This window comes from Aliiglaciecola aliphaticivorans, assembly GCF_054782055.1.
Map to the genome: position 1 here is coordinate 37,143 of NZ_BAAGTF010000010.1, position 12,235 is coordinate 49,377.

Consider the following 12,235-nt stretch of genomic DNA (forward strand, 5'->3'; position numbering starts at 1 on the left):
TAGTTGCTAATGCTGACCTAGGGCTTCGGCTGGATTTATTTGGGTTGCTTTAATGGCAGGATAAATTGTAGCTAACAAACTTAACGTTACTGCGATTAAGGCCGTAAATAATACTTCGCTCCAACGTAATTGTGACGGCAAAAAATCAATAAAGTAGACATCTCCCGATAAAAACTTCGCACCGCTGATGGTTTCAATTAGGCTGGCAATCTGGGTAAGATACTCCGCCAACAACACCCCACATATGACGCCAACGAAGGTACCGATAACACCGTTCACCGCACCTTGCAGAATAAACACTTGGATAATTAACCTATCTCGTGCTCCCATAGTTTTGAGCATGGCGATTTCAGCCCGTTTTTCACTCACCGCCATCACTAAGGTTGAGATAATATTAAAACAAGCTACACCAATGACTAACGTAAGGGCCACATACACTACCGCTCTTACTAACTGAATATCTTGGTATAGATGTCCTTGCGTTCGTATCCAGTCTGACATAAAAACATGTTGTGAAAATGAAAAGCCAAATTCACGAATAGCACTATTCGCTATAAAAGGATCGTCAAAGCGAAAGCGCAACCCCTGGGCGCCGGTTTTCGTGCCTAAGGTATCCGCCGCAAGCTGAATATGCATAAATCCAATCTGACCATCGAGCTCTCCGCCTATGGCAATTTCACCAGCAACGTTTAACCATACAGATTTGGGCGCTGAGAAAGAAAGATCATCAGATATTTGCGGTAAAACAAGCTGCACTTTATCTCCGACCTTTACCGCTAATTGCTGCATAATCGCCCGACCTAGTAAAACCGAATTTGGGTCTGCCTTAAAATTCTGCCAATGACTTTCCCCCACTTGTTGCACTAATCGGTTATTTTTTGAATAATTTAGGTTAATTCCAACCAGCTCAGGCACGGCTTTCATTTTACTGCCTTTTTGCAGTAATCCAGCGGCTTTAATATAGGGTTCAATGGCACTAATTCTTGGATCAGAAGACAAGCGGTCGAGTTGTTGTTGCCAATCCTCTAATCCGCTGCCCTCATAAGCGTATATTTCAGCGTGAGGAATAAAACTCAACAGTTGATTTTTGAGCTCACGTTCGAAACCATTCATAACAGATAGCAGCAATATTAGCACCATGCATCCTAATGCAATACCCAAGGTTGATGACGCTGAAATGAAGGATATAAAACCATTTTGACGCTTACCTGAACGGAAACGCCAAGCCAGTTGTGCAACTAAATTCATACCGTTGCGCCCTGCTCAACGAGTTTTCCATCTGTAATGTGTAAGGTTCTATCTAATTTTGCAGCCAACTCAATATCATGGGTAACCACGATAAAACTGGTTGAGATTTGCTCTCTCAACTCGTTCAATAAATGATAAATACTCTGCCCGGTCGTGTGGTCTAAATTGCCAGTGGGTTCGTCCGCTAAAACTAGGTCAGGTTGAGTGACTAGTGCCCGAGCGATGGCTGAACGTTGACGCTCTCCACCAGACATCTGAGATGGCTTATGATCTAATCGATGACCTAAACCTACTCGTTTTAGAATTTCTTCTGCTTTGTGTTTAGCCAATTCAGTTTTGCACTTGCCAATAAGCAGTGGCATCGCAACATTTTCTAGGGCTGTAAACTCAGGCAATAAATGATGAAATTGATAAACAAACCCTAAACACTTATTTCGAAAGTCAGCTTGTTGCTTTTCAGTAAACTGGAAAATGTCTTGTCCGTTGAACAATACTTGTCCTGAGGTGGGTGTATCTAATGCGCCTAAAATATGCAATAACGTACTTTTTCCCGAGCCAGAACTCCCTAATATGGCAACTTGCTCTGCTTTATTGATCTCAAAATTTACTTTATTTAGTACTTGCACTAAGGCTGCGTCATTTTCTTGATAAGTTTTACTTACATTTTTACAGATTAACAACTGTGACATAATCTCTTCTTTATTTTTCATATTGCTGTTGTTTAAACAATTCTCGCTCACGTCGTTTCCACATCAGTCTTGCCACTTTTTTCATACTCACGTGTTTATCTTTTTCATCGACAATTTCAAACCCTAACAGGCTTTCTAGCAAGTCTTCCAATGTCAGAATGCCATCCATACCACCGTATTCATCCACGACCAGCAGCATGTGAGAACGCGATTGTAAAAAGTGCGGGAAAGTTTCAGCCAGACTGGTGCTGCTCAATAAAGCTACCATGTCCTTGCGATATTCAGCCAGTAACTTGTTACCGTTGCCCCTGGCCTGAGCTAAAATCAAATCAGATTTTAAAACAAAACCACTGATTTTTTCCGGCTCTTCATCTTCATAAACGGGGATCCTCGAAAAAGCCACGGTTGCGTGTTTATGGTAGAAAGTTTCAACGCTTATGTTTTCAGACACTTTAAACACCACGGTTCGGTGGGTCATGGCATCACGTACTTTAAGATCATCTAAACTCAACAGGCTTTGTAAAATATTGGCTTCTTGATGATCAAGTAAGCCTTCATGTTTCGACAATTCCGTCATGGCTTGAAGTTCACCACGGCTCAGGCCTTTTAGTGGGCTTTCTTCAGTGAATTTACTGGTTAACGCATTGGCCATTTGTACAAACGGATACAAAACCCAAACTAAGTACTTTAAGAAATAAGCCGTAATTGGCGCTAGTTGCCGCCAGTAAGTTGCGCCTAGGGTTTTCGGTATAATTTCAGAAAACACCAAGATCAACAACGTCAATACTGCTGAAGCTGCACCTAGGTAAGCGTCGCCGAAAACCACAGCCGCCTGTGCGCCAGCTCCTGCTGCCCCCATAGTATGCGCAATCGTATTTAGGGTTAAGATGGCGGCCAAGGGTTTGTTAATGTCCGTTGTTAGGTCATGCAAAATCTCTCCAGATTTTTCGCCATTGTTCATGGAAACTGATATATAAGCCGAAGAGATACTCAAAATAACCGCTTCAGCCACTGAACATAAAAAAGAAAAACCCAGTGCAACAACTACATAGATAATTAATAGCAACATACAGTTAGCTATCTCCCTCTTTCTTTGGTTTATGTTGCTCAAACCACCATAAAATGTATTCCACTTTAGCCATCAAATTACTTGGCTTACGATAGATCCCATGTGACGCATTCGGAATTCGTACCATTGCACTATCAACACCTTGGATTTTTAGAGCCTGATAAAATTGCTCCGATTCGGATATTGGCGTTCGATGATCAGACTCGCCAGTTAACAACATTGTAGGTGTGGTGACATTACCTACATAACTAATGGGGGAATACCGCATATACTCATCTAAATTATCCCAAGGTTTTCCATTAAACCAATATTGGTAAAAGAATGGATAAAAATCAGCAGTTAACACAAAGCTAAACCAATTAATAACCGGTTTTGCCACTACTGCCGCGGTAAATCGCTGAGTGTGACCAATGGACCAAGCCGTCAGAGTACCACCGCCTGACCCACCAGTAATAAATAGTTGTTCAGTATCTATAAACCCTTTCTCAATGAGTTTATCGACACCGCTCATTAAGTCATCAAAATCCTGGCTGGGATAGTTTTTATCAATTGTATGAGCAAAATCTGCTCCGTAACTAGAACTTCCACGAGGATTGAGATATAAAACCACGTTTCCAGCAGCAGCAAACAATTGAATTTCCATGGAGAAATGAGGTCCATAAGCAGTGACTGGACCGCCATGTATTTCCAATATCATTGGGTACTTTTTATTTGCATCGAATCCTGGTGGATAAGCTATCCAACCTTGAATATCTTTGCCATCGGCACTGGATGTAAACCAAAACTCTTCAATCTTAGCCAGCTTTTTATGGCCTAAAGCATCATCATTTAAATGGGTTAATTGTTTGCTTTTTTTGTTATCAATGATACCGACATCGGCAGGCCGTAATGGATTTGAATAGGTAATCGCAACTTTGCCATTTTCACTGACCGAAAATTCACCGCTAGTATAAGGTCGACCATAGGATTGGCCACCCAATTTATCTGACAATATAGTGCGTTTATCCGCTGTTCTTGCTGATTGTAACGCCAAAATGGTTTTACCTTTGTCATCATATTGAATATACAGGTTTCGACTCTTATGATCCCACTCAAGTCGGTCGATGCTGCGGTCTAAGCCGTCGGACACCATGATGGTCTCCCCATCCGAAAGTTGCTTCACATAGACTTTGGCATTATCGTAATTCTTGCGGGCATCATCAAAACCAATATAGGCAATGTATTTACCGTTTGGGGAAACCTTAGGGCTATCATCAGGGCCATCTCTGTCCGTCAATTGAGTGATGGAATTATCATCTATGGAGATAGCATATATATCACTATTGAGAGGAGTGAAATCCCTATTTTCTGAACGATTTGCAGAAAAATAAATGCGTTGACTATTCTGCCCCCAACTAAGCTCACCGCCATTGTCAAATTCATCATGGGTTAATTGTCTTGGTGTTCCACCTTCTGCGGATAAGATAAAGATCTCACTAGTACCCGGGGTGCGATAACCTCCACCATCAAAGCGATAATAAACATCATCGATATAAATAGCAGGATCCGCCCATTTTGCGCCAGCAGGCTTACCTGAAAGAGATACGGGAGACTTAGGTGTACCTGGCACAAACATGCTAAATGCAATGTATTTACCGTCTGGAGACCAGCTCAAACCACTGGGAGAGGAGGTTAAATTCGTCAGTTTTGCCGTTTTGCCTGTAGTTAACCAAGTCAAATAAATTTGAGGCTTGCCACTTTGCGTTGAAATATAAGCCAGCTTTTTACCATCGGCGGACAATACAGGGTTATAATCCAAATGATCCCCTGTCGTGACGGGAAGCATTTCGCCAGTTTTGCTATCTACAGACCAAATATTGCCAAGCTTTCTGTCACTTTGAATATCCATAAAATGACGTACAAAATAGATGGTTTCGCCGTCAGCGCTAATTTTTAAATCTGCCGCATACTCAATATCAAAGATATTTTCAGATTTGAGCACATCCATTTCAGTTTTCGCACTGATTGTTGGAGAGATTAATCCTCCAATCAACATAACGCTAACTATTACTTTTTTCATTTTTTATCCCTAATTTAGTGGGCGAACAAATAGCTTATCGCATTTTTTGAAAAATGCCTTGCAATTCCGACGATTGGATTGAGAAATTCATCGATTATGAATCATTTCAAGAGTGCTTACTGGATTTGTATTGGGATTCTTCCATTTATTAAAAAGAATATTAAACTGAGACTTAATTTAAAACGATTAACCTTCCCTCTAACAGAGCAGCTTTCACCTGGTCATTGAATAACATCAACCAAGTTGGTGGCATGTCTTTTTGCCAGAAACCTGCTGGCTCTGACTCACCAGGGACTTTAATAATTGGCCAATCGGTTAATTGATTGATCAGAGAAATGTCACCACTAAAACGACAAAAACCACCACGCAAAAGCGTTAAGTACTTTTCTTCATTGAGATCGATAGCTTCGCTTACTTCAAATGTATTCCCAGGGGCATAACTAAAATTATGTGCATTGAGCACTGTATAAGCACCTAATTGTCTTAAGTCCCCTAATTCACTAATTAGCATCCGATTATTTATCTGATTTTTCAGGGCAATATCAACATTGAAATGCCCTTTTACGCTATCAACGTTCAGTCCTCTTATGACTAAATCACATAAACCATTTTCAATATTGTAGGGTAAAGCCTGATAAGCGAGCTCGTTTACCTGCCTAAAAGAGCCCGCAGATATATGTTTTAACCCTTTGATCAAAAACAGAAAATTTAGTCTTCTGGCGTTTTGTCTATTGGCATCATTGGCTTTACTACCCGATTCAATCAAAATACATGCTATTCCCTGACTACAGGCGAGATCGCCAAAGGCTCTTTGAGAAAAGTTATCTTGATACTTTGCAACTTTTCCAGATAATTCTTCAGACATATCAGTTAACACTGCGGCAATGAGCTTCATTGCATTACATCTGTGCTCAGGCACACTTTCGTTGGGATCGCCAGGTGGCGCTAAAAACGCCATTTCAACGGGATCTAAAGTATCTTCGATTCGATAAAAACGAGATTGGTCGTGCAGATTGAAAGCGAAATCTGGCTTAATATTGTCGAACAATGATTTAAGTAATTTTCCTTCGGGGGTTTGTAAAGCAGCAGCATCTCGATTTATATCGATGCCTTGGGCATTCTCTCTGGTACGTTGCTTAGCACCGTCCGGGTTGAGCATAGGAACTAGGTGTAAAGTGACCTTGTCGAATAAGTCTGTTAACCATGCCGTGGTTTTATTTTGCTGAAAAAATTGCAGTAGATCTAATATTGCTGCCGTTGCCGTTGGTTCGTCACCATGCATCTGCGACCAACATAAGATTGTGCTACTGCCCTTTCCAACAGAAATCATATGAATGGGCAGTGCTAAATAGGAATAACCAATAACCCGCTTTTGTATAAAACCTGGGGCAGAGATAATATGCTCATCAAGATGTTTAGTAACATCCTCTGGATAAATATGAGATTGGTCTAAGTGATTAATTTTGGCGTTGCTATAAAGCTGTTCTAATACGTTGTTCTCAAGGAACATGCCTACTCCGAACTGTCATAATTAATGCTGAACTGGATTAACGTTTTACTAAATAATTCTAATAACTTTAGCCATTAATAATCATTATCGCAATTCTCCTTTTAACAATTCAGTTAGCCCTTAGCTGCACCCTCCTTTTTGAGCTTGTCTGGCATCAAATGCCGCTAATTGTTCAGGCGTAGCTTTGGCTTGGTATTGTTCTTTCCATTGAGCATAGGGAATACCGTATATCTTTTCTCGTGCTTGTTCGTAGTCGATATCAATTCCTTTTTCCTCCGCCGCTGCCTTGTACCACTTGCCTAAACAATTGCGACAAAAGTCTGCCAAAATCATTAAATCGATGTTTTGCACATCTTTATTGTCATCTAGGTGTTTTAATAAACGTCTAAAAGTCGCGGCTTGTATTTCAATTTCTGTTTGTTTATCCATTATGAATTCCAAAAATGATAATCAATGTAGTAAAAATCAAAAAAGGAGCTTAGCGCTCCTTTTTTATGTCAGTTAATGCTAAAGATTAATCTTCAGATGGTGCTTCAGCAGCTGGTTTTTCTAACAACTCTTTGATACTTAAGCGTACGCGATTCTGACGGTCAATTTCCATTACTTTCACGTCAACCATTTGGCCTTCAGAAAGGTAATCAGAAACTTTATTCACACGTTCGTGAGCAATCTGAGAAATGTGTACTAGACCTTCTTTACCAGGTAGCACTTCAACAAATGCACCGAAATCAACGATACGAGTTACTTTACCGTGGTAAGTTTTGCCCGCTTCAACTTCAGCAGTCACTTGCTCTATCTTAGCAATAGCAATTTCCGCTTTCGCTAATTCAGTTGCAAAAATCTTAATAGTACCGTCATCTTCGATTTCGATATTAGTATCAGATTCTTCAGTGATAGCACGGATCATTGCGCCGCCTTTACCGATAACATCGCGGATTTTATCCTGGTCGATTTTAAGAGTATAGATACGCGGAGCGAATTCAGACATTTCATCACGGTGACCACCAAGGGCTTCATCCATCACACCCAAAATATGTAAGCGAGCTTCTTTAGCTTGCTTAAGGGCTTTTTGCATGATTTCTTTGGTAATACCTTCGATTTTGATATCCATTTGAAGTGCAGTAATACCATCAGTAGTACCAGCAACTTTAAAGTCCATATCACCAAGATGATCTTCATCACCTAAGATGTCCGATAAAACGACAAAGTTTTCGTCATTTTTCACTAAGCCCATAGCAATACCCGCTACAGAAGCTTTGATCGGTACACCTGCATCCATAAGTGCTAACGAGGTACCACAAACTGATGCCATAGATGAAGAACCATTTGATTCAGTAATCTCTGAAACCACTCGTACCACATATGGGAATTCAGCTTCAGAAGGCATAACCGCTTGAATACCACGTTTAGCAAGACGACCATGGCCGATTTCGCGACGCTTAGGAGAACCAACGAAACCAGTTTCGCCTACACAGTATGGAGGGAAGTTATAATGCAACATGAAACGACTGCTTGCCATTCCACCTAATTCATCAATCATCTGTGCATCACGTTCTGTACCTAGGGTAGCAGCAACTAAAGCTTGTGTTTCACCACGAGTGAAAAGTGCGGAACCATGAGTTCTAGGAAGAATGCCAGTATTAACGTGTAGCGCTCTGATCATATCAGGTTCACGACCATCAATACGTGGCTCACCAGCAAGTATACGAGAACGCACAACATCACTTTCAAGGTCATGTAGCATTTCAGATACTTCTTTAGGATCCTGTTCAGGATCCGCTTCTAAAATAGCCTCAACCGCTTTCTCAGTAACAGCAACTACCGCATCTTTACGAACCATTTTATCAGAAATCTGGTACGCTTCAGTCATGCCAGCTTCAGCAAGCTCTTTGATTTTGCTCTTAAGATCAGTGTTTTCTGCAACGGCAGACCATTCCCACTTAGGCGTAGCAACTTCAGCGGCAAATTCACTTACAGCATTAACTACTGCTTGGCTTTGCTCGTGTCCGTACATTACAGCACCAAGCATCACTTCTTCAGAAAGAATACTCGCTTCAGATTCAACCATCAGTACCGCACTTTCAGTACCCGCTACAACCAAATCTAATTCACTTGTTTCAAGTTCTGAAGTCAATGTATTAAGAATGTACTCACCTTCTTTATAACCAACTCGTGCCGCGCCAACAGGTCCATTGAATGGAATACCTGATATAGCAAGAGCAGCAGAAGTACCAATTAAAGAGATGATATCGGTAGGAATTTCTGGGTTAGCAGAAACAACGGTAATAATAATTTGAACTTCGTTCATGAATCCGTCTGGAAATAAAGGACGGATGGGACGGTCGATCAAACGTGCAATAAGCGTTTCACTTTCAGAAGGACGACCTTCACGTTTGAAAAAGCCACCTGGTATTTTACCAGCTGCGTATGCTTTTTCTTGATAGTTAACCGTTAATGGGAAAAAGTCTTGCCCTGCTTTGGCATCTTTTTTACCAACAACACTGACTAATACAGATGTATCGTCCATGCTGGCCATAACCGCGGCGGTTGCTTGACGAGCAATTACACCCGTTTCTAGCGTTACAGTATGCTGTCCATACTGAAATGTTTTAGTAATAGGAGTCACTATTTATCCTTTTTAATATTTTCTTATATCGCTTTCAAATGCGGCGCATAGTATAGCTATATGATTGGCAAATCGACAGTGAAATTTATATTTAATCAAGGTTAATTGAATATTTTTACTGTTTTTTTCTTTTAATCTGTTTCGATTTGTATATTGCAAACAATATCTACATCAAAAATTCATGGCAAAGTAAGCTTTAAGTAAGGCAAATTGAATGGCGAGACAATAAATAAAGAAAATAGTTTTTTGCACTTACAATGATTTGGATTAGAATCTCCCGCCTGTCATAAATATGAAACAAATATGTAACAGTAACCGTGATTATAAAAAATAACTTTGTCGTTAAATTTAGTCTCATACTATGTATTTCTTTTAGCTACACCAAGGCACATGCTAACAATACCAGTGGTGTAACCAGTCCTATAGTCAATCCTAAAGATCAGTCTTTTCAATTTCGAACGGCTTATACCCCAAGTGAAAATAATCATAGAGAACAGTTAGTGGTAAGAATGAATGTTCAAAAGTCCATTCTTGAATCCGTACGTATTCGTTTGGTCGGTCAAGTAAAAGATACCACTGGGAATTTTGAGTATGATGCCCTTAGCGCCGATCTATTATGGCAATTTCAACACAGACAAGATGGTATCTGGGATAGCGCAGTTCGATTTGATATAAAAACACGTAAGGCTCATCGCAGTGAAGGCTTATCGTTTAAATGGAGCAATAGATGGTCATTTGCAGACAAATGGTCTATTACGCAGGTATTGTCCTTTAGTTGGAATGTTGGAGGAGAGAGCCCTGCCACTGGTACCTATTTAGAATCACGAACTGGGATTGCATATACAACCAACAAGGTTACTCTGGGCCTCGACTCCTTCAATAATCTAGGGAAAATAGGCGACTTTGGAAACGGCAATGAACAAAGCCACCAAATTGGCCCTTCAGTCTCGGGCAAATATCAAGGCATTTCTTATTCAATCAGTTATCTAAGAGGCATTACCAATGGTGCGAGGGATAACGTATTTCGACTTTTCGTAAAAAAAGCGTTTTAAGGATATGTTTCGTAATTGGTAATTGGTAATTGGTCATTTGTTAAATTTGTATTGTATGGCTAAACATGCATTGTTGCGTCTTCTAACCCTTTTGTATGATTAATAACTAAATTGATTTTACGGATTATAATTCCTTAACTATCATGAGCTTTTGCAATAGTTAATAATTGTTAACTCAAACCTTACAGAGAAAAATAATGAAATTAGAGTCAATAGCATTACATGAAGGGTATAAATCAGAAGAAACCACTAAAGCTGCTGCAGTTCCAATCTATCAAACCACATCTTACACGTTTGATGATACACAGCATGGCGCAGATTTATTTGATCTTAAAGTTGCAGGAAATATCTACACTCGCATAATGAATCCAACCACTGACGTTCTTGAAAAACGTGTGGCAGCAATGGAAGGCGGTATTGCGGCAGTCTGTGTATCTTCAGGTATGGCCGCTATTACCTACGCGATTCAATGTATTTGTGAGGCCGGCGATAATATCGTTAGTACCAGTCAACTGTACGGTGGAACCTATAATTTATTTGCCCACGCATTGCCTCGCCAAGGAATTGAAACCCGTATGGTTTCCCATGATGATTTTGATAAGTTCGAAGAATCTATTGATGAAAAAACCAAAGCTATTTTTTGTGAATCTATTGGTAACCCCGCAGGTAACGTTGTTGATATAAAGCATTTAGCACAGATAGCTGAAAAACACGGGGTCCCATTAATTGTGGATAATACCGTTGCCACCCCCTATCTATGTAGGCCATTTGAGTTAGGTGCTCACATTGTTGTGCATTCGTTAACGAAATACATTGGTGGTCATGGTACGTCAGTAGGCGGTGTGATTGTTGATTCTGGTAAGTTTGACTGGGTTAAAAACAAACAGCGTTTTGCAATACTAAATGAACCGGATCCTTCATATCACGGTGTTGTTTACACCGAAGCCCTAGGAGAAGCTGCATATATTGGGCGTTGTCGTGTAGGACCGCTAAGAAACACAGGGGCAGCGATTTCCCCATTAAATTCATTTCAAATTCTACAGGGACTAGAAACCCTGGGTCTGCGCATGGACCGTCATTGTGAAAATGCTGAAAAATTAGCAGCATATTTATTGCAACACGATAAAGTTGAATGGGTAAACTATGCTGCTCTTGCTGATAGCCCGTACCATGAAAACTGCAAAAACATCACCTCAGGCAAAGCCTCAGGCGTATTGAGCTTTGGCATAACAGGTGGGCTTGAAGCTGGCACAAAATTCATTGATGCATTAAATATGATTTTACGTCTAGTGAATATAGGCGATGCTAAATCATTGGCTTGTCACCCGGCATCAACCACACACCGTCAATTAAACGAAGAAGAACTAGCCGCTGCTGGAGTAAGTACCGATTTGGTTAGGATCTCTGTGGGTATCGAGCATATCGACGACATTATTGCCGATGTGAGTCAAGCGCTAGATAAGGTATGAGTACTCAATTAAAACACTGGAAGTTTTGTTTTGAGTAGTAAGATAAATACACTTATAAACTAATTTAAGGGGCTTTAATGATAAGATTTAAAGCCCCTTTAAAGCACGGAATGAAATAAAAGTTTCTGCGCAACCTATCATATCTGCAAATAAATTGATTGCCGGCAACCTACTACGCACTAAACACATCGATAAACCTGGGGAAATAGCTGAAATTACGACCCTGTTTACCGAAAAATACGACAAGCCTGAAATAGATGATAAAGCACTATCTGGCAATATAAAGATATGAACCTTCAACTCACATTCACTGGTACTAGCTATTTAGTCACTATTCTCAATGTCAAACATGCAGATGCTGCTATTCGTAAAACCCTAGAGCCTAATTAATTTGTCCTGTGGTTCCCTAATATGAAATTTTCTATCATCGTTATGCAACAGCGAAAACACTGCTTACCCACTGATTTGCTGCAGCAAGAACTGTCGAGTAGTTTTATTTTATAGAATGGAAGC

General features: G+C 40.3%; 9 protein-coding genes. 2 read left to right on the forward strand and 7 right to left on the reverse strand.

The features are described from left to right. Positions 1 to 6 precede the first annotated feature (6 nt). The 7 genes from ACYVIL_RS05540 to pnp form a co-directional block, all read right to left on the reverse strand. Positions 7 to 1,248 carry a lipoprotein-releasing ABC transporter permease subunit gene (locus ACYVIL_RS05540; protein WP_460311852.1) on the reverse strand — a complete coding sequence of 414 codons (1,242 nt, stop codon included), beginning with the start codon at positions 1,246 to 1,248 and terminating at the stop codon, positions 7 to 9. Next, complete coding sequence (lolD, locus tag ACYVIL_RS05545; protein WP_303471822.1) at positions 1,245 to 1,937, reverse strand: lipoprotein-releasing ABC transporter ATP-binding protein LolD; 693 nt, start codon at positions 1,935 to 1,937, stop codon at positions 1,245 to 1,247. Before lolD ends, ACYVIL_RS05540 begins: the two co-directional genes overlap by 4 nt. A gap of 10 nt (positions 1,938 to 1,947) precedes the next feature. Beyond that, a complete protein-coding gene (locus ACYVIL_RS05550; protein ID WP_460311853.1) occupies positions 1,948 to 3,006 on the reverse strand; it encodes a CNNM domain-containing protein in 1,059 nt (352 codons plus the stop codon). A gap of 4 nt (positions 3,007 to 3,010) precedes the next feature. Then, positions 3,011 to 5,065 carry a S9 family peptidase gene (locus ACYVIL_RS05555; protein WP_460311854.1) on the reverse strand — a complete coding sequence of 685 codons (2,055 nt, stop codon included), beginning with the start codon at positions 5,063 to 5,065 and terminating at the stop codon, positions 3,011 to 3,013. Positions 5,066 to 5,237: 172 nt separating this feature from the next. Next, a complete protein-coding gene (locus tag ACYVIL_RS05560) occupies positions 5,238 to 6,575 on the reverse strand; it encodes a M14 family zinc carboxypeptidase (protein ID WP_460311855.1) in 1,338 nt (445 codons plus the stop codon). A 120-nt stretch (positions 6,576 to 6,695) separates the two neighbouring features. Further along, positions 6,696 to 7,004, reverse strand: coding sequence for a DUF1244 domain-containing protein (locus tag ACYVIL_RS05565; protein WP_303471813.1), 309 nt, complete (start codon positions 7,002 to 7,004; stop codon positions 6,696 to 6,698). 85 nt (positions 7,005 to 7,089) lie between these two features. Then, positions 7,090 to 9,201 (reverse strand): polyribonucleotide nucleotidyltransferase, encoded by a 2,112-nt coding sequence (gene pnp / locus ACYVIL_RS05570; protein ID WP_303471811.1) that lies wholly within the window; start codon positions 9,199 to 9,201, stop codon positions 7,090 to 7,092. A 317-nt stretch (positions 9,202 to 9,518) separates the two neighbouring features. Here pnp and ACYVIL_RS05575 point away from each other — a divergent pair, with 317 nt between their 5' ends. Beyond that, positions 9,519 to 10,253 (forward strand): hypothetical protein, encoded by a 735-nt coding sequence (locus ACYVIL_RS05575; protein WP_460311856.1) that lies wholly within the window; start codon positions 9,519 to 9,521, stop codon positions 10,251 to 10,253. A gap of 197 nt (positions 10,254 to 10,450) precedes the next feature. Further along, positions 10,451 to 11,722, forward strand: coding sequence for an O-acetylhomoserine aminocarboxypropyltransferase/cysteine synthase family protein (locus tag ACYVIL_RS05580; protein ID WP_460311857.1), 1,272 nt, complete (start codon positions 10,451 to 10,453; stop codon positions 11,720 to 11,722). The last annotated feature ends 513 nt before the right edge of the window (positions 11,723 to 12,235 follow it).

What these genes read in the sequence shown, in the direction of transcription:
- ACYVIL_RS05540 (WP_460311852.1), bottom strand. Translation starts at nt 1,248, where the DNA reads ATGAATTTAGTTGCACAACTGGCTTGGCGTTTCCGTTCAGGTAAGCGT.
- lolD (WP_303471822.1), bottom strand. Translation starts at nt 1,937, where the DNA reads ATGTCACAGTTGTTAATCTGTAAAAATGTAAGTAAAACTTATCAAGAA.
- ACYVIL_RS05550 (WP_460311853.1), bottom strand. Translation starts at nt 3,006, where the DNA reads ATGTTGCTATTAATTATCTATGTAGTTGTTGCACTGGGTTTTTCTTTT.
- ACYVIL_RS05555 (WP_460311854.1), bottom strand. Translation starts at nt 5,065, where the DNA reads ATGAAAAAAGTAATAGTTAGCGTTATGTTGATTGGAGGATTAATCTCT.
- ACYVIL_RS05560 (WP_460311855.1), bottom strand. Translation starts at nt 6,575, where the DNA reads ATGTTCCTTGAGAACAACGTATTAGAACAGCTTTATAGCAACGCCAAA.
- ACYVIL_RS05565 (WP_303471813.1), bottom strand. Translation starts at nt 7,004, where the DNA reads ATGGATAAACAAACAGAAATTGAAATACAAGCCGCGACTTTTAGACGT.
- ACYVIL_RS05580 (WP_460311857.1), top strand. Translation starts at nt 10,451, where the DNA reads ATGAAATTAGAGTCAATAGCATTACATGAAGGGTATAAATCAGAAGAA.